Source organism: Roseateles albus (assembly GCF_028595345.1).
GTDB lineage: Bacteria > Pseudomonadota > Gammaproteobacteria > Burkholderiales > Burkholderiaceae_C > Paucibacter_A > Paucibacter_A albus.
Window position 1 is genome coordinate 215,460 of record NZ_JAQQXT010000001.1, and the last position, 26,890, is coordinate 242,349.

24 protein-coding genes are annotated in these 26,890 nt (G+C 60.7%); 17 read left to right on the plus strand and 7 right to left on the minus strand.

Going from position 1 to position 26,890, the window contains the following annotated elements:
• The first annotated feature begins 88 nt into the window (after positions 1–88).
• The 8 genes from PRZ03_RS00890 to PRZ03_RS00925 all read left to right on the plus strand — a co-directional run bounded on the left by PRZ03_RS00890 (position 89) and on the right by PRZ03_RS00925 (position 7,765).
• Positions 89–691, plus strand: coding sequence for a DUF2889 domain-containing protein (locus PRZ03_RS00890; RefSeq protein WP_273598594.1), 603 nt, complete (start codon positions 89–91; stop codon positions 689–691).
• A gap of 22 nt (positions 692–713) precedes the next feature.
• A complete protein-coding gene (sucC, locus tag PRZ03_RS00895) occupies positions 714–1,874 on the plus strand; it encodes an ADP-forming succinate--CoA ligase subunit beta (RefSeq protein ID WP_273598595.1) in 1,161 nt (386 codons plus the stop codon).
• A gap of 30 nt (positions 1,875–1,904) precedes the next feature.
• Positions 1,905–2,798 carry a succinate--CoA ligase subunit alpha gene (sucD, locus tag PRZ03_RS00900; protein ID WP_263535847.1) on the plus strand — a complete coding sequence of 298 codons (894 nt, stop codon included), beginning with the start codon at positions 1,905–1,907 and terminating at the stop codon, positions 2,796–2,798.
• A 178-nt stretch (positions 2,799–2,976) separates the two neighbouring features.
• Positions 2,977–3,708 (plus strand): TerC family protein, encoded by a 732-nt coding sequence (locus PRZ03_RS00905; protein WP_273598596.1) that lies wholly within the window; start codon positions 2,977–2,979, stop codon positions 3,706–3,708.
• A 76-nt stretch (positions 3,709–3,784) separates the two neighbouring features.
• A complete protein-coding gene (locus PRZ03_RS00910) occupies positions 3,785–4,810 on the plus strand; it encodes a serine/threonine-protein kinase (protein ID WP_273598597.1) in 1,026 nt (341 codons plus the stop codon).
• Positions 4,807–5,595, plus strand: a complete 789-nt coding sequence (locus PRZ03_RS00915) for a Stp1/IreP family PP2C-type Ser/Thr phosphatase (protein ID WP_273598598.1) — start codon at positions 4,807–4,809, stop codon at positions 5,593–5,595. Before PRZ03_RS00910 ends, PRZ03_RS00915 begins: the two co-directional genes overlap by 4 nt.
• 77 nt (positions 5,596–5,672) lie before the next feature.
• A complete protein-coding gene (locus PRZ03_RS00920) occupies positions 5,673–6,326 on the plus strand; it encodes an FHA domain-containing protein (RefSeq protein WP_263535843.1) in 654 nt (217 codons plus the stop codon).
• Between the two features lie 203 nt (positions 6,327–6,529).
• Complete coding sequence (locus PRZ03_RS00925) at positions 6,530–7,765, plus strand: GGDEF domain-containing protein (protein ID WP_273598599.1); 1,236 nt, start codon at positions 6,530–6,532, stop codon at positions 7,763–7,765.
• A gap of 17 nt (positions 7,766–7,782) precedes the next feature.
• Here PRZ03_RS00925 and PRZ03_RS00930 read toward each other — a convergent pair whose 3' ends face one another.
• Positions 7,783–8,601, minus strand: coding sequence for an HDOD domain-containing protein (locus PRZ03_RS00930; protein ID WP_263535841.1), 819 nt, complete (start codon positions 8,599–8,601; stop codon positions 7,783–7,785).
• Positions 8,602–8,702: 101 nt separating this feature from the next.
• Positions 8,703–9,464, minus strand: coding sequence for a sulfite exporter TauE/SafE family protein (locus PRZ03_RS00935; protein ID WP_263535840.1), 762 nt, complete (start codon positions 9,462–9,464; stop codon positions 8,703–8,705).
• Between the two features lie 505 nt (positions 9,465–9,969).
• Between PRZ03_RS00935 and PRZ03_RS00940 the strand changes: the two genes are divergently transcribed.
• Together PRZ03_RS00940 and PRZ03_RS00945 are read left to right on the plus strand one after the other, a co-directional pair.
• The gene (locus PRZ03_RS00940) at positions 9,970–11,376 is read left to right on the plus strand and encodes a TIGR03790 family protein (protein ID WP_273598600.1); all 1,407 of its coding nucleotides are present in this window, start codon (positions 9,970–9,972) and stop codon (positions 11,374–11,376) included.
• A 104-nt stretch (positions 11,377–11,480) separates the two neighbouring features.
• Positions 11,481–13,379, plus strand: a complete 1,899-nt coding sequence (locus PRZ03_RS00945; RefSeq protein ID WP_273598601.1) for a B12-binding domain-containing radical SAM protein — start codon at positions 11,481–11,483, stop codon at positions 13,377–13,379.
• Here PRZ03_RS00945 and PRZ03_RS00950 read toward each other — a convergent pair.
• A complete protein-coding gene (locus PRZ03_RS00950) occupies positions 13,370–13,981 on the minus strand; it encodes a tRNA-uridine aminocarboxypropyltransferase (protein WP_273598602.1) in 612 nt (203 codons plus the stop codon). The genes PRZ03_RS00945 and PRZ03_RS00950 overlap by 10 nt on opposite strands.
• 26 nt (positions 13,982–14,007) lie before the next feature.
• Positions 14,008–15,276 (minus strand): hypothetical protein, encoded by a 1,269-nt coding sequence (locus PRZ03_RS00955; protein ID WP_273598603.1) that lies wholly within the window; start codon positions 15,274–15,276, stop codon positions 14,008–14,010.
• A gap of 34 nt (positions 15,277–15,310) precedes the next feature.
• Between PRZ03_RS00955 and PRZ03_RS00960 the strand changes: the two genes are divergently transcribed.
• Complete coding sequence (locus PRZ03_RS00960; protein WP_409993908.1) at positions 15,311–18,271, plus strand: DEAD/DEAH box helicase; 2,961 nt, start codon at positions 15,311–15,313, stop codon at positions 18,269–18,271.
• 39 nt (positions 18,272–18,310) lie between these two features.
• Here PRZ03_RS00960 and PRZ03_RS00965 read toward each other — a convergent pair whose 3' ends face one another.
• Positions 18,311–18,484, minus strand: a complete 174-nt coding sequence (locus tag PRZ03_RS00965; protein WP_263535835.1) for a hypothetical protein — start codon at positions 18,482–18,484, stop codon at positions 18,311–18,313.
• Between the two features lie 208 nt (positions 18,485–18,692).
• Between PRZ03_RS00965 and PRZ03_RS00970 the strand changes: the two genes are divergently transcribed.
• The 3 genes from PRZ03_RS00970 to PRZ03_RS00980 all read left to right on the plus strand — a co-directional run bounded on the left by PRZ03_RS00970 (position 18,693) and on the right by PRZ03_RS00980 (position 22,041).
• Positions 18,693–19,058, plus strand: coding sequence for a thioredoxin family protein (locus PRZ03_RS00970; RefSeq protein ID WP_273598604.1), 366 nt, complete (start codon positions 18,693–18,695; stop codon positions 19,056–19,058).
• A 656-nt stretch (positions 19,059–19,714) separates the two neighbouring features.
• Entirely contained in the window at positions 19,715–21,325 is a 1,611-nt protein-coding gene (locus PRZ03_RS00975) for an RNA-directed DNA polymerase (RefSeq protein WP_273598605.1), read from the plus strand.
• Positions 21,322–22,041: a hypothetical protein gene (locus tag PRZ03_RS00980; protein ID WP_273598606.1), complete on the plus strand. Its 720-nt coding sequence runs from the start codon at positions 21,322–21,324 to the stop codon at positions 22,039–22,041. The genes PRZ03_RS00975 and PRZ03_RS00980 overlap by 4 nt, the downstream gene beginning before the upstream one ends.
• Before the next feature lie 152 nt (positions 22,042–22,193).
• On the opposite strand, the gene PRZ03_RS00985 is transcribed toward PRZ03_RS00980, so the two are convergent.
• Positions 22,194–22,652, minus strand: coding sequence for a hypothetical protein (locus PRZ03_RS00985; protein ID WP_273598607.1), 459 nt, complete (start codon positions 22,650–22,652; stop codon positions 22,194–22,196).
• A 142-nt stretch (positions 22,653–22,794) separates the two neighbouring features.
• On the opposite strand from PRZ03_RS00985, the gene PRZ03_RS00990 reads away from it, so the two are divergent.
• The 3 genes from PRZ03_RS00990 (at position 22,795) to PRZ03_RS01000 (ending at position 26,371) form a co-directional block, all read left to right on the plus strand.
• Positions 22,795–24,171: a leucyl aminopeptidase family protein gene (locus PRZ03_RS00990; protein ID WP_273598608.1), complete on the plus strand. Its 1,377-nt coding sequence runs from the start codon at positions 22,795–22,797 to the stop codon at positions 24,169–24,171.
• A gap of 133 nt (positions 24,172–24,304) precedes the next feature.
• A complete protein-coding gene (locus PRZ03_RS00995) occupies positions 24,305–24,781 on the plus strand; it encodes a cache domain-containing protein (protein ID WP_273598609.1) in 477 nt (158 codons plus the stop codon).
• A gap of 54 nt (positions 24,782–24,835) precedes the next feature.
• Complete coding sequence (locus PRZ03_RS01000; protein ID WP_273598610.1) at positions 24,836–26,371, plus strand: methyl-accepting chemotaxis protein; 1,536 nt, start codon at positions 24,836–24,838, stop codon at positions 26,369–26,371.
• A 55-nt stretch (positions 26,372–26,426) separates the two neighbouring features.
• Here the strand turns inward: PRZ03_RS01000 and PRZ03_RS01005 are convergent, their stop codons facing one another.
• On the minus strand, positions 26,427–26,780 hold the full coding sequence (locus tag PRZ03_RS01005; RefSeq protein WP_273598611.1) for an ABC transporter permease family protein: 354 nt from the start codon (positions 26,778–26,780) through the stop codon (positions 26,427–26,429).
• Positions 26,781–26,890 lie beyond the last annotated feature (110 nt).

Genomic DNA, 26,890 nt, shown 5'->3' on the forward strand with positions numbered 1-26,890 from the left:
AGCATGCTACATTGTGAGCCTACACATGTCCCTGCCTGCCGACCATTTGGGCCGCAGGCAGTGTTTTGTGTGAAGCCGTTTTCAAGACATGCCCCTATCCAATCCTTTCGCCGAGCGCCGTTTGATGCATCGCCGCGCCATTGATGTGCAGGTGTTCGCGCGCGCCGACGGCTTGTATGACGTCGACGCCGAGTTGACGGATACCAAGACGCGCGACATGGCGGTCGCCGGCGGCACACGCTTGGCGGGCGAACCCATCCACGCGATGCAGTTGCGCCTGGTGGTGGACGACAAGACCAATATTCTGGAAGCTGGCTCACAAACCAGCTGGATGCCTTACCCCGGCGCTTGTGACCAGCATGGCGACGCCTACGCGGCTTTGGTCGGACTCAATTTGATGCAGGGCTTCAGACTCGGTGTCAAAGAGCGTTTGGCGGGCATCAAAGGTTGTACTCACCTGACCGAAATGTGCCAGGTGCTGCCGTCCGCCGTGATTCAGGCCTTTGCCGGCATCGTGCTCGACACACGCGAAGGCAGCGCCGACGGCCAGGCCCCGTTCCAACTCAATCGTTGTCACGCACTTCGCATTGACGGGCCAACGGTGCAAACTCATTACCCTCGCTGGTTTCGCAGCGTCTCGGCCCTGACGGCCTTGCCCGCTGCGATGCCCGCTTTCACCTCCTCTTCCTGACCTTTCCAAAAGCGAGACCCCTATGAAGATTCACGAGTACCAGGCCAAGGAAATCCTGCGCCAATTCGGCGTGCCTGTGCCGCGTGGCATTCCTGCCTTCACGGTGCAAGAAGCGGTCGAAGCCGCACAGAAGTTGGGCGGCCCGGTCTGGGTCGTGAAGGCGCAGATCCACGCCGGCGGCCGCGGCAAGGGCGGCGGCGTCAAGCTAGGTCGCACGCTGGAAGACGTCAAGGCACTGTCCGAGCAGATCCTGGGCATGCAACTGGTCACGCACCAGACCGGCCCTGTCGGCCAGAAGGTTCGCCGCCTGTACATCGAAGACGGTGCCGACATCAAGAATGAGCTCTACGTCTCGCTGGTCACCGACCGCGGCACGCAGAAGGTCGCCTTCATCGCTTCAAGCGAAGGCGGCATGGACATTGAGGAAGTGGCTCATTCCACGCCCGAGAAAATCATCACTGAGATGGTCGACCCGCTGGCCGGCCTGACCGAAGCGCAGTCGCGCAAGATCGCCGCCGCTATCGGCCTGACCGGCGCTTCGATCGACCAAGCCGTCGATATCTTCGCCAAGCTCTACAAGTGCTTCATGGAGACCGACGCGTCGCTGGTCGAGATCAACCCGCTGAACTGCGACTCCAAGGGCAATCTGATCGCCCTGGACGCCAAGTTCAATTTCGACGCCAACGCCTTGTTCCGTCATCCGGAAGTCGTCGCTTACCGCGACCTGGACGAAGAGGATCCGGCCGAAGTCGAAGCGTCCAAGTTTGACTTGGCCTATATCTCGCTCGACGGCAATATTGGCTGCTTGGTGAACGGTGCCGGTCTGGCCATGGCCACCATGGACACCATCAAGTTGTTCGGCGGCGAGCCGGCCAACTTCCTGGACGTGGGCGGCGGCGCCACGGCCGAGAAGGTCACCGAAGCCTTCAAGATCATGCTGAAGAACCCGGACGTCAAGGGCATCCTGGTCAATATCTTCGGCGGCATCATGAAGTGCGACACCATCGCTGAAGGCGTGATCACCGCCTGCAAGGCCGTGAACCTGTCCGTGCCGCTGGTGGTGCGCATGAAGGGCACCAACGAAGACCTGGGCAAGAAGATGCTGGCCGAATCCGGCCTGCCCATCATCGCCGCCGATTCGATGGCCGAAGCCGCGACGAAGATCGTCGCCGCCGTTGCTTAATCTGGCTTAGGCCCACAAGGATAAGAAATCATGTCGATCTACATCAATAAAGACACCAAGGTCATCACCCAAGGCATCACGGGCAAGACCGGTCAATTCCACACCCGCGGCTGCCGCGATTACGCCAACGGCAAGAATTGCTTCGTCGCCGGCGTGAACCCCAAGAAGGCCGGTGAGGACTTCGAAGGCATCCCGATTTACGCCAATGTGACCGAAGCCGCACAAGCCACCGGCGCCACCGTGTCGGTGATCTATGTGCCGCCTGCCGGCGCAGCAGCTGCGATCTGGGAAGCTGTCGAAGCCGACTTGGACTTGGCCATCTGCATCACCGAAGGCATCCCCGTCCGCGACATGCTGATGATCCGCAACCGGATGCGCGCCAAGGAAGCCGCCGGCGGCAAGCGCACTTTGTTGCTTGGACCTAACTGCCCAGGCCTGATCACCCCGGACGAAATCAAGATCGGCATCATGCCCGGCCACATCCACCGCAAGGGTCGGATCGGCGTCGTTTCGCGCTCCGGCACGCTGACCTATGAAGCAGTGGCTCAGCTGACCGAAATCGGCCTGGGCCAGTCCAGCGCCGTCGGCATCGGTGGCGACCCGATCAATGGTCTGAAGCACATCGATGTGATGAAGGCCTTCAATGACGACCCGGACACCGACGCCGTCATCATGATCGGCGAAATCGGCGGCCCGGACGAGGCCGAAGCCGCGCGCTGGTGCAAAGACAATATGAAGAAGCCTATCGTTGGCTTTATCGCCGGTGTTACAGCACCTGCGGGCAAGCGCATGGGTCATGCCGGTGCCTTGATCTCCGGTGGCGATGACACGGCGGACGCCAAGCTCGCGATCATGGAAGCCTGCGGCTTCACGGTCACGCGCAACCCGTCGGAAATGGCCAAGCTGCTGAAGGGCTTGCTGTAAAGCAGTAGATGATTCTGTGCCAGCCGGGGCGGAGTACCGGCCGGCCAGACGCGCATCATTCAAAAAGGGGCATTCGCCCCTTTTTCCATTCTTAAGCTCGCACTTGCGCTGCTTCGTTATAGTCGGCGGCTGTCAAGACCGCTGAAACTGACAACCCAGGCTACGGCCCCTTTTATTGATGGATACCCTTTTAAGTCCCGAGTTCTGGTTGGCCGTCGGTCAGATCATCATGATCGACATCTTGCTCGGCGGCGACAACGCCGTTGTGATCGCCTTGGCTTGCCGCAAGTTGCCGGCTGCCCAGCGCACCAAGGGCATCATCTGGGGCACGGCCGGCGCAATTGTTTTGCGTGTGCTGCTGATTTTCTTCGCGCTGACCCTGCTGCAAGTGCCCTATCTCAAGATCGTCGGCGGCCTGCTCTTGGTTTGGATAGGCATCAAGTTGCTCGTGCCCGAAAACGAGGAAGAGCATGCTCAGATTCAGGCCAGTGACAAGCTGTGGGCGGCGGTCAAGACCGTCATCGTGGCCGATTTTGTGATGAGCTTGGACAATGTGATCGCGATCGCCGGCGCGGCCCAAGGCGCGGGTGGCGACCACCAAATGCCGCTGGTGATTTTCGGTCTCCTGGTGTCGATTCCCATCATCGTCTGGGGCAGCCAGTTGGTGATCAAGCTGATGGATCGCTTCCCGGTGGTCATCACCGTAGGCGCGATGCTCTTGGGCTGGATCGCCGGTACGATGATTGTTGGCGATCCGGCTTTGAAGGCTTGGGTGCCGACTCAGCCGGGTGAACAAGCTGGCAGCGCCATGGTTGTGCCGGCGTGGCATTACGGCTGCGGAATTGTTGGCGCCTTGTTAGTGCTGGCTGCGGGCAAAGTATTGGCGGCTCGAAGCAAAAAAACAGACTAGGCAAAAGGGCGCACGAATGATGGGCTTCTGGCGGCGAATTCTCGGTAAATCAAGCTCTCCGGCGGGGGGCGAATCGATGCTGTCAGCCGCCGATGGGGCATCCGTTTTAGCTGTTCAAGCCACCAAGGTGGCCGTCGGCCTGCAGGGTTACGAGTTGCAGCGCGAACTCGGTCGGGGCGCGATGGCGGTGGTTCACTTGGCCCGCCAGCTCAGTAACGGCCAACTGGTCGCTATCAAGCGCCTGTCGCTGCAGCGCGAATTTGCAGCCGAAGACTTGGTCGATGTACGCCAGCGCTTCATGCGCGAGGCACGCGCCGCCGGGCATCTGCATCACCCCGACATCTTGCAGGTGCTCGATGCCGGTGAAGCCGGTGAGGATGCCTGGATCGCGATGGAGTTCGTGCAGGGCAAGGATCTCAGCCATTACACCCGTGCGGACCAACTGCTGCCGGCGCGCCAAGTGATTCGGATAGGTGCCCGGCTGGCGCGGGCCTTGGACTATGCGCACAGACAAGGGGTAGTGCACCGGGACATCAAGCCGGCCAATGTGATGTTGGATGTGCAAAACGATGTGCTGAAGGTGATGGACTTTGGCATCGCCCGCATTGCCGACGGCAGCCGCACACGTACCGGCTTGGTCCTGGGTACCCCTTCCTTCATGTCACCCGAGCAATTGGCCGGGCTCAAGGTGGACGGGCGCAGCGACCTTTACTCGCTGGGCGCCATGATTTACCAATTGCTGACCGGCCATCTGCCCCATCAGTCGGACTCGATGGCGCGCTTGATGTACCAGATCGCCAATCAGACACCGGCCGATGTGCGCCATTACCGGCCCGGGCTGCCCGAAGCCTTGGCCTTGGTGTTGGCGCTGGCGCTGGAAAAACGCCCCGAGTTGCGATATGCCAGCGGCGAGCAGATGGCGCAGGATCTGGACGCCGTACTGTTGATGCAAGGATGGGACGACACGACTGCGCCCCCTGCGCCGGCACAAATCCCCAGCGAGGCGATTGAAACTGCCGATTCTTTCGCACAAACAGTCCGCTTAAATACGCAGGAAGCAGGGCAGAATCCTGCAGAACTGCAACCGAAGACAAAGCCATGACCCTGGAGTTTTTCAGCGCCACCGATGTGGGCCGCGCACGCGACAACAATGAAGACTCGGTCGCCATGGACGAGGCGGTCGGATTGGCTGTGCTGGCCGATGGCATGGGCGGCTATAACGCCGGTGAAGTGGCCAGTCAGATGTTGACCAGCTTCATCCGCGCCGAGCTCGGCCGCTGGCTGAAAGAGTCGGCCAGCAGCGCCAGTGCTGTGGATGTCAGGCGGGCGATGGACATCTGTGTAGACAATGCCAACCGCGCGATCTTCAACGCCGCCAACACCAACCCGCGCTATGCAGGCATGGGCACGACCTTGGTGGTCGGCGTGTTCCGCGAGGAGGGCCTCTTGATGGGCCATGTCGGTGATTCCCGTGCCTACCGCATGCGTGCCGGCCATCTGACGCAAATCACCCGTGACCATTCGCTCTTGCAGGAGCAACTCGATGCCGGCCTGCTGACCGCTGAAGAAGCAGCCCAGTCCAGCAACAAGAATTTGGTCACCCGCGCTGTCGGCGTCGAGGATTCGGTGATGCTGGAGTTGCATCTGCACGAAGTCCAGCCTGGGGATGTCTACCTATTTTGCTCGGACGGCCTGTCCGATATGCTGGACGATGCAGCCATCTGCCAGTTGCTCTTAAACCACCCATCTTTGTCGGAAGCGGCGCAGGCCTTGATAGACGGCGCCAATGACATGGGTGGTCGAGATAATATCGCCCTGGTGTTGGTTCGCGCCGAAGGTCGCGTCAAGCCAGAGGGCCGAGCTTGGTGGTCGTTTGGGCGGCGCTGAACTGGGCTAAAGAATATGAGTGGTGCTGCTAGGCAGCGCAGACGCAAGCAATAAGACAACAGGATCGAGGTCAAAGCATGGGCAAACTGGTGGTTTCGCTCGATGGGGTGGTGATTAAAGATGTCCAAATTACCAAGGACAAGACCACGCTTGGGCGCCGGCCGTACAACGACATCGTGATCGACAACCTGGCGGTCAGTGGCGAGCATGCCGTCTTGCAGATGGTTGGTGGAGATGTCTTTATCGAAGACTTGAATTCGACCAACGGGACCTATATCAACGGCAAGGCGATTAAAAAGCAATTGCTCGCGAACAGCGACATTGTTGAAATCGGCAAGTACAAGATCAAATATCTGCTGGAGGATGCCGGCGATTACGAAAAGACCATGATCTTGAAGCCCGGTGCGGCCTTGCCGACCGCCTCTGGCTTGCCTTCGGGATTCGGCACCTTGACGGGCGCGGCCAACGCCTCGACCGCCTCGATCAAGGTTTTGAATGGTGCGGCGGCAGGCCGTGAGGTCAGCTTGACCAAGGTCGTGACCACGGTCGGCAAGCCGGGCGTGCAAGTCGCCTCCATCACCAAGCGGCCCAGCGGCTACGTCTTTGCCCATGTCGAAGGGGTGGCACGGCCCAGCGTCAACGGCGCACCCTTGACGGGTGAGTCGGTCGCACTCAAGAACGGCGATGTGATTGAGTTGGCCGGCACGCAAATGCAGTTCATCAATGCCTGAACTCAGCGCCTGAAGACTAGCGTCGGCCTCGATGCCGGCGCCCGAAGTGGCCAGAAGAGGCCCGAAATGCCGCGAAGTGGCCTAAATGGGGTGCCCAAGTTCCGTTCAGTCTGGGAATACCCTGGTGTTTTGGGGCGTTCTGAATCCAGGCGGCCATGCACAATGGCAGCTCTGCATCCTACTCTCTTTGCCCGAGCCCAGCCGTGAGTCAGCGCCCCCTCTCATCTGCAGCACCGCTGGACGCTGCAGCGGCCGACCTCCCGTCCGCCGCTGCAGCAACACCAGCCTCAGCCCGCCTCGGTTCTATCCGCCTGCGCTTGGCACTTGCCGTCGTGTCGGTGAGTCTGTTGCTGGTCTGCGCGACTGACGCCCTTCACCTGCGCTATCAAATGCAGCAGCAACTGGCATTTGAGGTGGGACAGGGCTCCTTGCCTGGGCGCGATGAGCAAGCCAAGGCGCGCGGCTTGGTGTATCAGACTTCCTCAGACTTGGGCACGGGGCCAAATGACTTGGGTCGGCAATCGGAGGCTTTGCAAAGGAATTTTTGGCGCGAGCAATTGCCGGCCATGCTGTGGCGCGATTTGAGCCTGGTGCTGCTGCTGAGTCTGGTCTTGATCTTTGTTTTGGACCGCATGCTGTTGCGGCCACTGCAGCCGCTGCGTCGACTGGCCAGCCACGCCGATACTTTTGACTCCACCTTGCCGCCACCGCAGGAGCCGCTGCAAGCGCAGTCGCAGCCGAATGAATTGGCGCGCATCTCCCACTCGATCACGCGCGCGCAGCAAAGCCTGTGGCTGCAGCTGCAAGAAGAGCAAGCCCGCGCCGAACAGTTGCGACTGGAAGTGAGTCGGCAGCAAGAAGCACTGCGCTCGGCCGAGCAGTCATTGGCGCAAAAAAACTTGGAGCTGGGTCGGCTCAGCCGCATCGATGAGCTGACCGGTCTGGCCAATCGGCGGGAGTTTGATGAGGGTCTCAGGCGCGAGTTCAAACGCGCGCAGCGCCAACGTGGTCATTTGGCCCTGGCGGTCTTGGATCTGGATCATTTCAAGAATTTCAATGAGCGTTACGGCGTTGCGGCTGGCGACGCGGTGCTGGCTCGCTTTGCGCAACTGCTGTCGGTGCGCTTCAAGCGCGATACCGATCTGGTGGCGCGACTCGGCGGCGAGGAGTTCGTTGCCCTGCTGCCGGGCTTTGGGTTGGACGTCACCCAGGGTTTGCTGGAGCAGTTGCGTGAAGATCTGCGTGAGCTGAAAGTGCCGCATGAAGGTGGCGTTAGTGGCCGGGTGCTGACCGTCAGCGTGGGTTTGGCCGCTTATAGCCCGGCGCACCCCTATTTGAGCCCGCATGCCTTGATGCAGGCTGCCGACGAAGCGCTCTACATCGCCAAGCATGCCGGCCGCGACCGACTCAGCCTCGCGGCATCAAGCGGGCATCCTTAGCCTGCTGTCGGTTCTCGTCAGCGATCGCGCTCGAGCGCCTGTTGCATCTGGTCGCTGACGCGACGTGCGGCGCGCAACACCAGGGCTTCGTCCAGCGAGGCTTGCGGAGCGATATCGCTCGCTACCTCATCTAAACGCTCGGGATGCAGCAGCAAGGCCCAGGCAATGGTGGAGATGGCGCTAACGCCGCGGCGTTGCAGGGCCTCGGGCATCAGCAGCGTGGCTTGAACTTCGACATGGTGCCTGACACTGGCCACGGCGGCCGGCGCCAGTCCCCAACTCTCGCACAGCGCCGCGCCCAGTGCGTCGTGACTAACGCCGAAGGCCGTGTGTTCGAGTTGCACCAATTCGACGTCGCTAGCCGCCGCCCGCAACATGGCCGGGTAATGCGCCGGCGCATGGCGATACAAGACCGCTTTGCCGCACTCCTCAAACAGACCTGCCGAATGCGCGGCCCAGGGGTCGATGCCCAGCATCTGCCCCATGCGGCCCATCAGCAAGCCGCGCTCGGCGGCGCGCTTCCAGACCGGCTCCAGCTCAGCCGCAGGCGGGAACGCGGCGCGCAAGCCCATCTCGAAAGTAATCGAGGCGACTTCGCGCATGCCCAGATAGGTCAGCGCCTGGTGCACGGTCTGGACGCGGCCGCGCAAACCATAGAGTGAGGAGTTGACGGCCTTCAAGACCGCCGCCGCCAGCGCCATATCGGTCTCGACCAGGGAAGACATCGCCAGTAAATCTATGTCCTCGGCCGCCATCAACAGCGATAGCTTGACCAAGACCTCGGGCTGAGTCGGAATTTCGATGTCAAGCGTGCGCAATGTTGGATCGACGGGCATGGTGAGGAACCTCCTGAAACTTGTGCGATCTTAGTGCTTAGAGCGGCTGTTTTGCTGGCGGCGTAGCGCAAGTCTTTGCAAGCAACGGTTGTATCGCAGGGTTAGCGCAAGAAGGCATCCCAGCCCGTCTTCAGGATCAGCGCACTGACCACCACGATGAACATGCCGCGCACAAAACCGGCGCCGCGCGCCAGCGCCATGCGCGTGCCGACCAAGCTGCCGGCCACATTGGTGACGGCCATCACCGCTGCGATATGCCACCAGATATGGCCCTTGTAGGCGAACAGCGCGATGGCCGCAGCATTGGTGGCCGTGTTCATCAGTTTGGCAGTGGCCGAGGCATGCAAGAAGTCGTAACCCAGCAAGCGTACGAATAGAAATACAAAGAAGCTGCCGGTGCCCGGGCCAAAGAAGCCGTCATAAAAGCCCACGATCAAACCGATGCCACCGGCGGCCAGCGTTTCGGTGCGGCCGCTGAAGCGCGGCGCGTGCTGGCGGCCCAAGTCCTTGCGCGCCAGGGTGTAGATCAGCACCAGAGCCAAGATCAGCGGCAAGGCGCGGCGCAAAAAACTCGGGTCTATCAAGGTGACCGTCCAGGCGCCGGCGAAGCTCCCGGCCAAGGCGATAGCTGCGGCGGGCAGCAATGCCGACCAATTCAGCGAGACTCGCCTTGCATATTGCGCCGTGGCCCAGGCTGTGCCCCAGATCGACGCGCCCTTGTTGGTGCCGAAAAGTGTGGCGGGAGCGGCTTGGGGAAACACGCCGAACAAGGCCGGCACCAGAATCAAGCCGCCGCCGCCGACCACGGCATCAATAAACCCGGCCATCAGGGAGGCCAACGCGACGGTCAAGAGTTCAAGCATGCAGGGGAAGAGAGGGGCAGGTGACGCGCAGCATCAAACTGTTGCCGAAAAGAAAAACGGGTCGCTGAAAACTGATTTCAGCGACCCATTGATTGTGACAGTGTCACTTTATTGTTTGTACTGCTTCGCTCGAGTTTGTCTCCTCGGCCGCCCTAGCATCCGGGTCGCGGACGCTTCGAGTGAACGCAATGTAGACGCGGGCCAGCATGCCCGCACTTGGGGTTTTTACGGGCAAAGTGCACCGACTTGGCGGTGTTGGTGTGCACTCACTATTTGAAATTCATTGATTTCATTGAAGTCTTTGTATTCCATGCTTGCACTGCTTTAGTTCACGACTGCTTCCACCATGCCTGATTTCTGTGGTGTTTTCGCACACAATCAAGCCAGCCTTGACGCGCTTTTCGATCTCATCCGGCCGCGTTGGGGCCTGGATGGCTCGAACAGGGTGCCAGGCACAACTCATCTTTCGCTTTGTCACCCAGTTGGACGCGAGACAATTTGGTCTATGTATGCATTCAGCACAGCCAACCCTTGCGCTTCAGGGCGCAGCCTCTCGCGCATGCTTGGCTGCGCCTTGCTCTTGTTGCTCAGCGCTTGTGGGGGCGGTGGTGGCTCTGCCACCAATGCTCAGGAGACGTCACCGCCTACAAGCACGCCGGTGCCGATCGGGAGTGCCAACAGCACCTTGGGCTTCAGTCTGCCTCGGGGTGGTCTCGGTGCCGCCGAACTGGCGGTCATCGTGGTCGACGGCGACGCGCAATCCGAGGCGATTGCCAGCTATTACCAAACGGCGCGAGCCATCCCGGCCGCCAACATCATCCGGGTCAAGCTGAACACTGCCTCTGCGACGATCTCGGCGCCCGACTTTGCGGCCCTGAAGGCTGAAGTTGACGCCAAGCTTCCTGCCGGCGTGCAGGCCACGCTGCTGACTTGGACGGCGCCGTCCCGCGTGGTGGGCTCTTGCGCGATGAGCATCACCAGTGCCATGGCCTTTGGTTTTGACAGCAAGTATTGTGGCGGCTGCTCCAGCACCGCGTCGTCCAGCTACTTTGATTCCGAGTCCAAGCAGGCCTGGGTGGATCACAAGATCCGCCCCTCGATGATGCTGGGTGCGGCGACCCTGGCCGCCGCCAAGACCCTGATTGACCGAGGTGTGCGCGCCGACGCCAGCCAGCCCGCCGGCGACGGCTATTTGCTGCGCACCAGCGACGAGGCACGCAGCGTGCGCTTTTCCGATTACACCGGCCTGCCCGCCGCCTGGGCCGGGCGGCTGAAGCTCAATTACATCGACAACTCGGCTGGGGCAGCGGCCGACTTCATCGAAGCCAAGGCCGGTGTCTTGTTCTACTTCACCGGTCTGGCCAACGTGCCTAAGTTGAGTAGCGTGAGTTTCAGGCCCGGTGCTGTGGCCGATCATCTGACTTCCTACGGCGGCTTGCTGCCTAGCTCCGGTCAGATGCCCATCACCGACTGGCTGGATGCTGGCGCCACGGCGAGCTATGGCACTGTCGAGGAGCCCTGCAGCTACACCCAAAAGTTTCCGCAGGCCTCAGTCTTGATGGAGCATTATTTTCGCGGTGAGACCGTCATCGAGGCCTATTGGAAATCGGTGCAATGGCCGGGTCAGGGTTTGTTCGTCGGCGAGCCGCTGGCGCGGCCATTTCCCGACAGCCCCAGTTTCACCTTGGACAAAACGCAATACCTGATCAGCACGCGCGCACTGCGCCCCAAGGCGAGCTACAGCCTCGAGTACCGCGCCGGTGCGGCAGGGAGCTGGACCGCCCTGGCCACCTTCAACGTCAGCCGAGCGGAGGCGCAGACCTTGCGCTCGCCGCTGCCTCCGGCCAATGCCACCGAGTTGCGCTGGCGCGGCCCATGCGCTAACGATTCGACCCTGCAATGCACGCAGTGAGCGGCAGGCTTTAGCGCGGCGCTGGGCGAGTGGTCGGCCAGGCAGGCAAAATGAGGCCCCCTCCAGGCGTTTCTATGTTCCCCCAGTCCTCTTTGCCCACTGCCATGCGTGTGCTGTCCGTCATCCCACCGATGACCCAGCTCAACACGCCTTACCCTTCGACCGCCTATCTGACCGGTTTTTTGCGCTCTCGCGCTGTCGACGCGGTGCAAGAAGACTTGGCCCTGGCCTTGATGCTCAAGCTGTTTTCGTGCGCCGGCTTGCTGTCGCTGCGTGAGGCCATTCATGCCTTGCCCTTGGACAAGCGCACGCCCCTGGTGCAAGGCTTCGACTCTGCATTCGAGGTCTATGTGTCGACCATTGGGGCCACCATCGCCTTTTTGCAAGGGCGCGACCCGACCTTGGCGCACCGCATCTGCGGCCGCAACTTTTTGCCCGAGGGGCCGCGTTTTGCCTCGCTCGATGTCTATATCGACGAAGACGGTGGCGATCCCTTGGCCTGGGCTTTTGGCGCTTTGGGCTTGCAAGACAAAGCGCGCCACCTGGCCACGCTCTACCTGAACGATCTGGCCGATGTGCTGCGCGACGCGGTCGACCCGCGCTTCGAGTTCGTCCGCTATGCCGAGTCACTGGCGACCAGCCAGCCGACCTTCGAGCCACTGGCCCAAGCGCTGGCGGCACCGCTGAATCTGGTGGACACCACGCTGCAAGCGCTCGCCCTGGCGGCGATGGACAAGCACCAGCCGCGCCTGGTGCTGCTGTCGATTCCCTTTCCCGGCGCGGTCTACGCGGCATTCCGGATCGCTCAGTTCATCCGCGCAGCCTATCCCGGCGTGGTGATTGCCTTGGGTGGAGGCTTCGTCAATACCGAGTTACGTGAGCTGACCGAGCCGCGCGTGTTTGACTACTTTGACTATGTGACCTTGGACGCCGGCGAGCGGCCGTTGCTGGCGCTGCTTGAGCACCTCAATGGCAAGCGTTCCAAGCAGCGGCTGGTGAGGACTTTTGTCAGAGAAGAGGGCCAGGTCAGGTACATCAACTTTGTCGAGCCGGACATTGCCTTTGCCGAAGTCGGCACGCCGACCTGGGACGGCCTGCCGCTGGACCGCTATCTGTCCTTGCTGGACATGCTCAACCCGATGAACCGACTCTGGTCGGACGGCCGATGGAACAAACTCACCGTCGCGCATGGCTGCTACTGGAAGAAATGCAGCTTTTGCGATGTTTCGCTGGATTACATCTCGCGCTACGAGGGCACTTCGGCCGCCACCTTGGTCGACCGCATCGAAGCCATCGTTGCCGAGACCGGCCAGACCGGCTTTCACTTCGTCGATGAAGCCGCGCCGCCCAAGGCCTTGAAGGCGCTGGCGGCCGAGCTGCAGGCGCGCAACACCAGCATCTCCTGGTGGGGCAATATCCGCTTCGAGAAATCTTTCAGCCCCGAGCTGTGTCAGCAGTTGGCCGATAGCGGCTGCATCGCCATCTCCGGCGGCCTGGAGGTTGCTTCCGACCGGCTTTTGACGCTGATGAAAAAAGGCGTTTCGGTCGAGCAGGTCGCGCGCGTCACGCGCGGCTTCACCGATGCCGGCATTCTGGTGCATGCCTATCTGATGTATGGCTTCCCGACCCAGACCGTGCAAGACACAGTCGATGCTTTGGAATATGTGCGTCAGTTGTTCGAGCAAGGCTGCATACAAAGCGGCTTCTTCCACCGCTTTGCCTGCACGGTGCACTCACCGGTGGGGCGCGATCCAGCCGCATATGGCGTGAGCTTGCGGCCCCTGCCGCCGGTCTCATTCGCCAAGAACGATGTTGGTTTTATCGACCCAACCGGGGTTGACCACGACCGCTTGGGAGTCGGGCTGAAAAAGGCCATCTACAACTATATGCACGGCATCGGACTGGAAGAGGATGTGCGGACCTGGTTCCCCTTCAAGGTACCCAAGACGACAGTGGCGCGCAACCGCATTGCGCGCGCTTTGAATGTTTCGGGTCAGGGTTGAAAGCGGCTTGATTGTTGCGCAACAAAACCGTCGAAGCCCTTGAGCAAATCATCGAAGGCGGCTGACGGCCCTTCCAACTGTTGTAAAGCCAAGACGCTGGCCTCCAGGGTCGAGAGCTGATGGCCGAGCTGGGCCTTGCGCACCGTGTAGCGCGAGGCCGGTGGGTCCAGCAGGGCGAGGCGGGGCAGATGCTGGAGCAAGGAGTTGAGCAGCAGCATCTTGCGGCTTTTGCGCCAAGTGGCATCCAGCACCACCAGTTGTCGGCAGGCCGCTGCGGCCATCAAGCCTGGGCTGATGTGTGGGCGATCCTCCGGATACAGCAGCCAAGTTGAACCAGCCTCAGTTCTTGCCAAAGCCTGCGCCAGTTCTTGTGGGTCAAAGCTCTCGCCGACCCAGATGCGGCAATGCCGCAGCGACATTTGCAAGAGCGTGGCCGTGCCCTTGGCGTGGCCCTGTTCCAGCGGATGTTGAAGCAGCAGTAGCTCGACCCGGTTAGCGACCGGTCTGACCCATTCGCAGATGCAGGCCGCCTGTGGCCTCTGGCATTTCGGGCATTGGGCCCGTGGCGGCCTCGCCGCGTGGCGTTCTGGCTGATCTTTCACAGCTCGGTGCGGTAGCGGCATGGCCTTCAATGGGACAAGGCCAACGCGTTCAGGCGCGCTTCGATCTCTTTGATCATTTGCTTATAAGCCCGCCCGTCGACGCCGCCATAGCGCTGCAAGAATTCGCCTTCGCTCAGAAATTCCGGTAGATCGGACACGACCGGCATGAAGGCACTCTCGGGCAGGCCACCGCTGAGCAGTGATTGCAATTTCTCTGGCGATTGTTCGGACAGCAGCCCGAAACGCGTGCCGGCCCGGTCGGCGGCGATGTCATTGAAGCTGAAGCCGCTGCCGCCGCGCGAGTCTGACAGCTCCTTGTAGACGCCGATCGCATCCGCAAGCGGCCCGCCGCCTTCGACCGCCAATGCCGCCGAGACCAAGAAATGCATGGCGAAGTCGTCGCGGCCGTTCAGCGTCACTTGCAGAGGCAGCGGCCGTGGCCAAGCCTGCGCCGCCGGCATCACGCGCGCCCAGCTCTCCCCGGTGGCGTAAAGCGCCAGCGTCAGAATGGCGGCGCGGTTCTCCGCCGCCGCCTGCGCGCTCAGGCCAGCGCTGCGCTGCTGGGCCAACACAAACATCGGCGGCATCAAACTCGCTAAAGAAACCGGTTGACCTGCCGGCAATGTTTGCACCCAGGCCGCCAAATGCGCCTGGTAGGCCAGCGCGCGTTGCTGCTCGGCCGCCGGCCACAAGGAGGACATCACGCGTGCCATGCTGTCTTTGTTCCAGCGGTATTTGATTTGTAGTAGCTCCTCGGCAAAGCCAACCCGCTCGACCATATCGCCCAGCAAAACATCGCTCAGCGGAAGATCAAGCAGGGCGGGCAGTCTCTGCATGGCGCGCTTCATGCCCCAGTTGGCGAGCCCGGCCGGTAGCGGCAGCCGGCCGATGCGAAAGCGGGTGAATTCCGGCAGCGCCTTGCCGTCTTGCAGCTCGGCGTCCAGGTTCAACCACAGGCCCAGCTTCGCCACCGGCCAACTGGCCTGGAAATGAGCCCGGCCGGGATGCAGCTGCATCTGTGCTGCCGCATGGCCATAGACCTTGGTTGCCTGACCCAGCATCAAATTGAGCTCCTGCTCGCGCAGGCTCAACAGGCGCTGCGCCCCCGTCTCAAGTTGGCGCGGATCATTGCGCCGCAAAACATCTTTGGCTTGTTTGACATCGGCTGGCTGCAGTTCGGCGGCAAGGGCGACCAAGGGCGTGCGCTGCAGGCTCAAAGCGAGGGCCAGGCCAATCAGCAGCAAAAGGCCCAGGCCAAGGCCGAGCAGAATTCTTCGGATCGATACAAATCGCATGGGCAGCAGTCTGCCAGCAAAGCAAGGACAGACAATGACGGCCATGTCCATTGCCTCCGATTTCGACCTTGCCCCGCGCATCTGGCCGCCCACCGAAGCCGAGCTGGCCCGATTGTTCGAACGCCATCGCCTCCAGCGCGGGCGCAGCTTGCAGGCGCAGATTCTGGCGCTGCAGCAAGACGAGTCTGGTGCCAGCGCGCGGGTGGCGGGCAGCGGCGAGCAGGTTTATGAGCTGGCGCTGCAAGGCTTGGCGGGCGCCGATGGCCGGCCGCATTACAGCGCCCAGTGCAGTTGCCGGGTCAGACATTTTTGCGAACATGCGGCCGCCGTGATGGTGAAGCTACAGATTGCGGCCGACGCGCCGCAGCGCGCCGCCTTGCTGCAGACCTGGGTTGCCGCATTGCGCCGCAAGGCCGGGCGCGATGAGCTCAAAACACTGCCCCGCCTGCCCGAGGCCGATGCCGCCAAGTTGATGGATATGCTGCTGAGCGACCAGGCGCCAGCCGCGCCAGCGCCGACCCTTGCGCCCGCACCCGCACCCGCACCCGCGCCTGCGCCGAAAGGCGAGCCGGCCCGTTTTCGCCCGCGCCTGAACCTGCGCACGCTCAGCCGAGGCGACGGGCTGCTGGGCTTGGCGCCGGGCGGCAAGCTGGGCCCGCGCGGCGATGCAGTGACCGTCGCGCAGGTCGACTGGACCTATGCGGACGCCCGCGGCTTGCTTTGGGACACGCCGGCGCCGCGCTCGCTCTTGAACAGCCGGCCGCCGCCGACCCAGGTCTTGGGCCAACGTCTGCTGGCGCGCGATTTATTGGCCGAGGCCGAGGCGCGCGATCAGCTCTGGAGCTGCGGCCTGATCCCGTTGGACGGCGAGCTGCTGCAATGGCGGCACAGCGATAACGCGGCCGGCTTGGGGCCTTTGTGGACGCTGACGCAAGAAGACTTTTTCGCCGAGTTCTGGCTGGAGCGCGTGCCCGAACTGGAGGCCAAGGGCTGGGCCATCGTCGTGCAGCCCGGTTTTGCGCACCGGCCGGTCGCCCCGCAAGCCTGGAAGTTAGACATCAAACGTCTCGGCCTGCCGGCTCGCGAAGGCTCTTGGCTGCTGACCTTGGGGGTCGAGATCGAGGGCGAAATGCTCGATCTGGCACCCATGATTGCCGACCTTCTCAAGCGTGATGCACGCTGGCTGGACGCCGAGGCCATCGTCGCCATCGACGACGACGCCATCATCTTGCTGCATGCCCCGGGCGGGCGCCGCATCGAGGCGCCGGCCGCCGTGTTGAAGCCCATTGTGGCGGCGATGGTGGACCTGCTGACCGACCCGCGTCGCCGCGAAGGGCCGCTGCCCTTGAGCGACTGGGACGCCGCCCGCTTGATGGGCGTGATGGATTTGGATCAGCGCGCGGGCTGGCAGATCCACGGCGACGCCGACCTGCGTTTGATGGCCCAAAAACTGCTGGCCGCCGGCGAGCCGCGCTTGGTGGCGCCGCCGCTTGGTTTGGGTCTGACGCTGCGGCCCTATCAGCTGAGCGGCTTGGCCTGGCTGCAATACCTGCGCGAACAGGGCTTGGCCGGCATCCTGGCCGACGATATGGGCCTGGGCAAAACCGCGCAGGCCTTGGCTCATTTGTTGCTGGAAAAACAAGCCGGCCGGCTCGACCGCCCAGCCTTGGCCGTGCTGCCGACCTCGCTGCTGTTCAATTGGCTGGCCGAGGCTGCGCGGGTCGCGCCGCAGCTGCGTGTGCTGTCCTTGCAGGGGCCGCAGCGCGCACTGCATTTCCCTCATTTGACTGACTATGACCTGGTGCTCAGCACCTATCCGCTGCTCTGGCGCGACGCCGCCGCGCTGAGCGCCCAGCCTTGGCATGTCTTGATTCTGGACGAGGCGCAGACGGTCAAGAACGCCAGCAGCCGCGCGGCGGCGGCCGTGCGGAAATTGAAGGCCCGGCATCGCCTGTGCCTGACCGGCACACCGCTGGAGAACCATCTGGGCGAGCTTTGGGCGCAGTTTGACTTTTTGATGCCGGGCTTTTTGGGCGACGCGCGCAGCTTTGCCCGACTTTGGCGCAAGCCGATCGAAACCAATGGCGAGACCTTGCGTGCGCGGCTCTTGGCGCAGCGGGTGCGGCCCTTCATCCTGCGGCGGCGCAAGGAGGACGTGGCGACCGAGTTGCCGCCGCTGACGACCGTGACGCGGCGCGTGCAGCTCTATGGCCAGCAGCGCGATTTGTACGAAAGCGTGCGGGTGGCGGCCGACAAGCAGGTGCGGCGGGTGTTGGCGCGGCGCGGTTTTGCCGGCGCGCAGATCTCGGTGTTGGACGCGCTGCTCAAGCTGCGGCAGGTTTGCTGTGATCCCTACCTCGTCAAAGGCTTGGCCATGGTGAACGAACGCCCCCAGGCCGCCGCCGCGCGCCGGCTGCCCCCCGAGGGGGTCAAGCAAGCTCGGGGCGGCCCTTCACTTCCTTGCGAGATGGAGCGGGCCAAGCTGGAGCTGTTGAGCGAGATGCTGCCCGAGCTGCTGGCAGAGGGCCGACGCGTGCTGGTGTTTTCGCAGTTTGCCGAAATGCTGGCGCTGATCGCCGAGGAGCTGGACCGCTTGGCGCTGCCCTATCTGACGCTGACCGGCGCCACGCCGGTGACCGCGCGCGGCGAGATCGTGCGGCGCTTTCAAGCGCAGGAGCTGCCCCTGATGCTGATCAGCCTGAAGGCCGGCGGCGTCGGCCTGAATCTGACGGCGGCCGACACGGTCATCCATGTCGACCCCTGGTGGAATCCGGCCGTTGAAGCGCAGGCGAGCGCACGCGCGCACCGCATCGGCCAGGACAAGCCGGTGTTCGTTTACAAACTGGTGGTGGCGGGCAGCATCGAGGAGCGGATGCTGGAGCTGCAAGCGCGCAAATTGGCGCTGGCGGAAGGGGTGCTGGGCAGTGACGAGGCGGAGGGCGCCAAGTTCACTGCGCAGGATTTGGAACTGCTGATGGCACCGCTGAGCAGCTGAGCGGTGCTTGGCCGCACCGGTTTGGTGCAGCCAAAAGCCTTAACGCTTGCGGTCGAAGCGGATCGCCCGGGCCAAGCTGCGGCGGTCGCTGCCGAAGTTGCCGGCTTCAAAAGCCTCGTGCTTGCGGCCCTTGTACTCGGCCTGACCGGCTTGAAGCTCGGGGCAAGGCATGCGGCGGGGCTGTGGTTCGGACGAATGTTGTTGCGTTTTCATGGCTACTGCCTTTGCTACTGCGGGTGAGATTCCAACAATCTCGCTCCGTCTGAGGGCACAACGCGAGCTAAATAGGTGCGGTTGACAGCTGTGCACCATTTTGTTGAAGTTTTTCCATCGGGGTCTTTACCCGGCCGGGCGTCGCCAGTTTGCAACGCAGACCCCGTGCCTTGCGGCAGGGCCGGCCAGCATGGCTATGCTTAGCACCATGATGATTGCCACCGATGCCCATGACCGCTGCGCGCAGACCACCTTGGTGGCCTGTCTTTGCGCCGCTTGGTGCCGCACCTGCGACGCTTATCACGAGGTGATTGCCGCCTTGCGCCAGCAGTATCCCGATTTCCGCTTTGTCTGGGTTGATATCGAGGATGACGAGGAGTTGGTCGGCGACCTGGAGGTCGAGACCTTCCCGACCTTGCTGATCGGTGTCGGCGAGCAATTGCGTTTTATCGGGCCGGTCACGCCGCATTTGGCCACCGCTCAGCGCTTGCTGGCTTCGGCTGCTGAAATGCCGGCCGCTGCTGCCAGCCCGGCTGCGCAGGCCTTGTTGGTGCGACTGCAGAGTAGCTGCTAGGGGTGAGTTGAAAATTCGGGCAGCCGTCTGTTAGTCCGTTTCCGCGCTTAGCGAAAATTGAGTTGGCAAATCGAACGCGACCCCGTTTTTTCTTTGGCTTTTTTTACCCCGGCTTGTTTGCCACGGCCTCCAGAAGGAATGGGCGAGCTTCGGCTCATTTGCTTGCCCCGCACGATGCCGGGAGTTCGCCCCGGCGGGCGACCCCCTTCTCTTGTCTCGCCAAGAGAAGGGGGCAAGAGAAGGCGACCCTGCCGCATGGCCCTGCGGGTCCGTTCAGTGCTCAAATTTGCCGGGCCGCGCCCAACTCACTGCGCTACGCTGCGTTCAAACAAGGGGCGCGAAACCAGATCTTGAAGTCGCTGCGCGACGCCCGGCAAATTCTGCGCTCCTCACCCATGCAGAAGGGGTTGAACTCCAAAGAACACGGCTCGCTGCGCGTCGCCTCGATGGGTGCTGCGCTTCGCGCAAGCATCGTTCATACCGGCGTTTCTGGGGTCAGGTCTTGCCTTCATATTTAAGAACTGACCCCGGCTTTGATAAATCCAGGCTCGAACGACGTACTGTTTATGCGTTAGGATCCGTCGCAGTGGCGTGGAATTTTTAATCCATTCAATGGTGAATTTCTTGCGGACCGACTTCAATCAGGGATAGACATTATGGCAATAGTTTCGAATAAATTCTTGGAGTTGGCAATAAGTAATATTGCAAATCATGGTGATACGGATATTTTCCCATTCCCTGTCGATAATTTGATTTTTAACGACGATAAGGCTGGAGTGCTAGATGTTTTGCGATATTTGGATTCCAATTTTGATGAGGCAAAAGCAACCAATCCTATTTTGGCCGTTAAAAATCTCTCAGCTGTTGGCTACCATGGTTTCAGGTATGGGACGCAAATAGATTCGATCTGGAATGCCTATTTGCTGGCGTTGGTTGCCACAATTGGGGTAGACATTGAATCAAAGCGCGTTTCCAAGGAAGTTGTATTTTCTTATCGCTATCTGCCGAACTTGGAGTCGCATACGCTATTTGATCGGTCTGTCGGTTGGACTTCATTTCAAAATAAATCAGTTGAAATGGCTAGAGAAAATCAGTACGTTTTGAGATGTGACATATCTGATTTTTACCCTCGCATATACCACCATCGCCTGGAAAATGCTTTGAAAAAGGCAACAGAAAATCAAGAGGTGGTAAAGAGAATTATGTCCATATTAATGGATATCTCAGAGGGCGTATCGTATGGGCTGCCAGTTGGGGGGCCTGCGGCGCGGCTATTAAGCGAATTATTGCTTAATAGAGTCGATCGCTTGCTTGCGAATGAAGGCATAAGGTATTGTCGATTTGTTGATGATTTTAATATTTTTGCTGCCACGAGAGAAGAGGCGTATCAGCACTTGATAACTTTGAATCAACTTTTATTGTCGAATGAAGGACTTTCTCTCCAGAAAATCAAGACGAAAATAATGACGTCAGCAGAATTTTTGTCGACGTCTGATTTCGCAATTGAGAATGTTGCAGATTCGCCAGAGGGAATTGCGGCTAGAAACTTTTCCAAACTACGAATTCACTATGATCCATATTCACCTACTGCGGAGTCTGAGTACTTGGAGTTGGTGGCCGAAGTAAGCAGGTTTGATGTCGTAGGCATGCTGGGTCGGGAGTTGGCTAAAAGCCGGCTTGATGAAGGCCTAACTCGGCGACTACTTGCTGCGATACGACTGTTGCCAAACACTGCAGTTAATCAAGCTATCCAGACGCTTCAAAATAGTCTTGATCTCTTGTACCCAGTATTTCCGTCAGTCATGATTTTGTGCAAGGGAATGATTGGCGATTTGTCCCAAGACGTGAAAGATCAACTTTTTGCTACCTTACGCGAGCTGATAAAGTCAGGTTCTTATATTACGCAGGTTCCAACTAACTTGGCGTACGCACTACGAGTACTAGCAGCGGATCCTTCCGAGGAGATGGAGTCTCTTTTATCTCAAATGTACAAGCAGCCCCTGCCTATGAATATAAAAAGAGACATCATCTTGATGATGGGGTATAGAGGTGCCGATCATTGGATATCCGATTGTCGGAAGAAGTTCTCTACCGTCACCGACTGGGAAAAGAGAGCACTTTTGATTTGTTCGTATATTCTTTCTGATGAGGGTAGCCACTGGCGCACAAAGATCAAGAGAGAGTTGTCTCAATTTGATAAACTTGTTCTTAGCTGGGCAGGAACGTCCAAATCGACCAAAGGAGTTAACTGGAAGGTTCCACTATGATATCTGAACACAAGTTTTCCAGCCAATTCACATCAGTTTGGCGAGATATAATGCCGATGGGTGATAGGTATTGGAGAAGCCAGAATTTATTTCTTGAAAAATTCACGAGTCCATTCGGAAAGCAGGGTGAGAAGGAAATCAGAGGGACGATAAATGAGCTCGCCTTCATGGTTTTCTGTAGTTTGAGTAAAGAAGCTGAAAATCCAAAGTTTGAAAGGGCGCTGGAATTGGCGTTGAAATTCGCGGATACGGCTGCTTCTTATACCCGGAGATTTACAATTGAAGCGCCAGGAATAAATATAAAGTCGTCTAATAAATCCCTGGAGGAGGCTGCCACGCTTGCGTTAACTCAGTTAAGGTTTTTTCGGTCTGATTTTCTGGTTGGAACTAGCTTCAAGGTGCGACCGAAATTCCATGGATGTGGAATGATTGGTGACTGCGAAGGCGATGTTCTTACTGAGCACACGCTTTTCGAAGTAAAGGCGGGCGATAGAACATTTCGCATAACTGACCTCCGGCAACTATTAATATATAGCGCACTGGAGTACTCGGCTGGCAAACTTAGTTTTTCGAAAATTGGGCTATTAAATCCTCGTACAGGTGATTTTTGGGTTCGAGAGCTTGATGTAGTGTGTCGAGCGGTTAGTGGGCGTCGAGCCTCAGATGTGTTTGAGGCAATAATTGATTCGTTGACTCAGCCCTTAACGTCTCGCTAAGTAGACAGTTTTTTCTAGAGCTAGCAACCGGGGCGAGCAAGGTGCACCAACGGCGGGGTCAGATACCGTCTTGAATTGCAAGTCTTTGCGGTTCGATATTCACATCAAATGACTGGCCTGGGCGCAACACGCCGTAAGTCAAAAGCCAAGGGTCAGGTCTCCCATCTTGCAGAAACCCGCCTGAGGATTTCGAAGAACATGGTCTGACCCCTCTCGGCTTCGACATGCGAGGTGCGTACGCGCAGCGCAGCACCCATCGAGGCGACGCGTAGCGAGCCGTGTTCTTTGGAGTTCATCCCCTTCTGCATGGGCGAGGAGCGGAGAATTTGGCGGGCGTCGCGCAGCGACTTCAAGGACAGGCTTCGCGCCCCTTGTTTGAGCGCAGCGTAGCGCAGTGAGTTGGGCGCGGCCCGGCGAATTCGAGCACTGAGCGGACCCGCAGGGCCATGCGGCAGGGTCGCCTTCTTTTGCTTACTTTTCTTGGCGACGGCAAGAAAAGTGAGTCGCCCGCCGGGGCGAACTCCCGGCATCGAGGCAGCAGCGCAATGCAAGTGCGACAGAGGGATCTTCAATTTGAACTTGAGCTGCAAATCCAAGAGCCACTTTCTCATCGATTCATTTTGGAATCGTCATCAAGCCAGTGAGCCAGCAACACTCGCTGGTCTTGACGCCCCAAGTACGCGGTCCTGAAATGTGCTTCCCGGCAGTGGACAATCGCGTTTCCACAAGAGCCGCAACGGAGCCAACCGCACCATGACCGTCCAACTCAAGACATCCGCCTCATCGGGCGCCATCGCCATTACCCTGGGCGACCGCAGCAGTTTCAAGACGCTGGCCGCCACCTTGCCCGCACCGACTCGCCATTGGCTGGCTGCGCTCGGCTTTACCGGTGCGCCCGACAGCTTCGCGCTAGTGCCCGGCCCCGACGGCAAGCTCGGTCAAGTGTTCGCCGGCATCAACCATGTGGCCGATCCTTTCGCCTTGGCTGCGCTGCCCAATGCCCTGCCCGAAGGCCGCTACTTTTTGTCGGACCAAGGCCTGAACCTGCAACCCGAGCAGGCGGCCTTGTCTTGGGAGCTGGGCGGCTATCAATTTGATCTGTACAAGCCGCGCCGGCGTGCGCCGGCCGAGTTGCAGCTGGTGCCCAGTGCCGACGCGCAGCGCGGCCTGGCCTTTGCCACGGCGATGGCCGCCACCCGCGATCTGGTCAATACCCCCGCCGAGCATATGGGCCCCGAGGAGCTGGCCAAAGCCGCGCAGATGATCGCCAAGCAACATGGCGCCAAGTTCAAGCAAATCGTCGGCGATGACTTGCTGAAGCAGAACTTCCCGGCCATCCATGCCGTCGGCCGGGCCTCGACCCGCGCGCCGCGCTTGATCGAGCTGAATTGGGGTGCCGCAGACGCGCCTTTGCTTTGCATCGTCGGCAAAGGTGTGTGCTTTGACACCGGCGGCCTCGACATCAAGGGCGCCGACGGCATGCGCCAGATGAAGAAGGACATGGGCGGCGCCGCCAATGCGCTGGGCCTGGCCGCGCTGGTGATGGCCTTCAAGTTGCCGGTGCGCCTGCAGGTGCTGATCCCGGCGGTGGAGAACTCGATCGCCGGCAACGCCTACCGCCCCGGCGACGTGATCAAGACCCGCAAGGGCCTGCACATCGAAATTGGCAATACCGATGCCGAAGGCCGCGTGGTGCTCAGCGACGCGCTGGCCTACGCCTCGGAAGGCAAGCCCGAGCTGATCATCGACCTGGCCACGCTGACCGGCGCAGCTCGCGTGGCCCTGGGCGCGCAGCTGCCCGCGCTGTTCAGCAAGCATTTCGACAGCGCGCGTGACCTGGTCGACCTGGGCCTGAAGCTGGAAGACCCGATGTGGCATATGCCGCTGTGGGCGCCTTACAAGGCCGGCATCGAAAGCAGCATCGGCGATATCGTCAACACCGGTCGCAACGCATTGGGCGGCGCGATCAATGCGGCGCTGTTCCTCGAATACTTTGTGCCCGAGAACCAAGACTGGCTGCATATCGACCTGTTCGCATGGAACGATGTGGCGCGGCCGGGCCGGCCGGTCGGTGGCGAGGCGCAGACGATTCGTACCTTGCTGGCCTATCTGGAGCAGCGTTTCGCCTGAGCTGCGTGGGCTGGGTGTGACAAATTCCTCAAGCTGGGCGGGCTTGAGCCGATAGGCATCAGGTGGAAGCCGATCAAAGGGTTTCTACTGCCTTATCCATACAGCCGGCCCGGCTCACCCGAAGGAGTTTGAGATGCATCAGCCTGTCTCCCGTTTCTTTTCCATCGCCAGCTTGATCGCCGGTCTGGCTGCCAGCGCACCGCTGCTGTGCTTGGCCGCCGACGGCGGCGCCACCGAGGAGCAAGCGGTGGCCATGGTCAAAAAGGGCGTCGCCTTCATCAAGGCCAATGGCCATGAGAAGGGTTTTGCCGAGATTTCCACCAAGGGTGGGCAGTTCACTCACCAAGATCTCTATCTGGTCGCCTATGGCCTCGACGGCACTGTGCGTGCTCACGGCGCCAATATCAAAATGGTCGGTAAGAACCTGATCGACTTGAAGGATGTAGACGGCAAGGCCTTCGTCAAGGAGCGGGTCGAGATGGCCGCCAGCAAAGGCACGTTCTGGCAGGACTACAAGTTCACCAATCCCGAGAACAAAAAGATCGAGCCCAAGCGCATGTACTGCGAGAAGTTCGAAGACATGGCCATCTGCGGCGGCATCTACAAGTAATCAGTTCTTTCCATGGGCCGCAGAGCCCGCGTTACTCGTTAACAGGGAGTGGAAATGAAACTAGCTGGCAAATTGCTTGCAGCGCCGCTGTTGACGGCGCTGGTGGTCTTCGGTGCGGGACAAATCAATGTGCTGTTGTTGAGCCGGGTAGCGGACAACAATCTCACCACCATGAATGTCCAGCTGGAGGATTACCGCACCCTCAGCAACGCGCAGGAGCAGCTGGCGCAGATCCACACCGGCGTCTATCGCACCGTGGCCTTGATTGGCTCACTTGACGAGCCCAAGATCAAATCGGCCCGGGCCGATTTGGTGCGGCAGCTGGCGGGTGTGCAGCGGGTGGCGGCCGGCATCGGCGACGCCCATGCGGATGATGCCGAGCTGCGCCAAAGCGCCGGCCAGTTGGCGCCGCTGATCGCCAAATACCAAAAGCAGGCCGACGAAGCGATTGATCTGTCTTCGGTCGACCCCAATACAGGCATAGCGGCGCTGCAAGGTGCCGACGAGAGCTTCAAGGGCTTGACGCAGACCATGCGGGCCATGATCACGCGCGTCGAGACCGCTTCTGCCGAGGCGGTAGCGGCGGCCAACCAGCAGGCCTCTCGCAGCAAATGGCTCTTGTCTGCCCTGGGCCTTTTGCTGGCGACGGCGGCGGTCTATTTGTCATGGCTGATGCAGCGCAAGTTGACGAATGAATTGCAACGCGCCACCGAGATTGCCGGTGAAGTCGCGGCCGGCAACTTGGCGGTGGACGCCCGCAGCGAGCGCGTCGATGAGGTCGGTGATCTGGTGCGAGCCTTGGGTCGCATGACGGCGCAACTCGGCGGCTCCATGCAGGCGGTGCTGAACGCCTCGGCCTCGATCCGCACCGCCAGCGCCGAAATTGCCAGCGGCAATATGGACTTGAGCGAGCGCACCGAGCAGACCGCCAGCAGCCTGCAACAGGCTGCTTCGTCGATGGATGAGTTGACCAGCACGGTCCGGCAGTCGGCCACATCGGCCTTGGAAGCCAATCGCCTGGCAGGGACGGCGGCCGAAGTGGCGGCGCGCGGTGGCCGGGTGGTGGCCCAGGTGGTCAGCACCATGGAAGACATCAACATCAGCTCACGCAAGATCGGCGACATCATCGGCGTCATCGACAGCATCGCCTTTCAAACCAATATCTTGGCGCTGAACGCTGCGGTTGAGGCTGCGCGCGCCGGCGAGCAGGGGCGCGGCTTCGCGGTGGTGGCCGGCGAGGTGCGCTCATTGGCGCAGCGCAGCGCGCAAGCGGCGCGCGAGATCAAGGGTTTGATCGGGGCCTCGGTCGAGAAGGTCGAGGGCGGCAGCAAACTGGTGGCCGACGCCGGCCAGACCATGGGCGAAATCGTCGGCAGCGTTGAGCGCGTCTCGGCCATCATCGGCGAGATTTCAACCGCTGCGGCCGAGCAGTCCAGAGGGCTGGACCTCGTCAATGGCTCGGTCGTCAAGCTCGACCAGATGACCCAGCAAAATGCCGCCTTGGTGGAGCAGTCCGCTGCGGCCGCCGAAAGCATGAAGGATCAGGCCATCAAGCTGGCGGACATCGTCGACACCTTCAAGCTGCCTTGATCGCTTGAGCGGCATCGGCTTGTCTTCAAGCCGGGGCGTCCACCTCGCGCAAGCCTCAGCGCAAGGCCTCGATCGGCTGCAAGCTCAATGCTTGGCGCAGATGCCGCAGCGCGGCCAGCACGGTGACGATCAGCGTGATCGCACAGGCCAGCACAAGCGGCAAAACCAGACCGGACGCGAGGTCCACCCTTGCCTCGAAGCCGCTCAGATAGTGCCAGCCGAGATAAGCAGCGAGCGGCAGGCCCAGCGCGTAGGCGCCCAGCATGGCTACACCCACGGCCAGCAGGGCGATGCCGGCCAGCAGCGCGCTGATCTGTTGCTCTTGTTGATTGACCTCGGCCAACTGCTCGTCGGCGGACTGAATCTCAGGCCCGATCGCCGGGCCATGCGCGGACCAGATGTCATCCAATGCGCGGCGCCATAGACGCTGATGTCGTATTGCGCCGCTTCGCTGACCAAAAAGGCCTGCGCCAGCACGGTCATGCCATAGGTGTCGAAAAAGCTGGCCGAGACGCGACT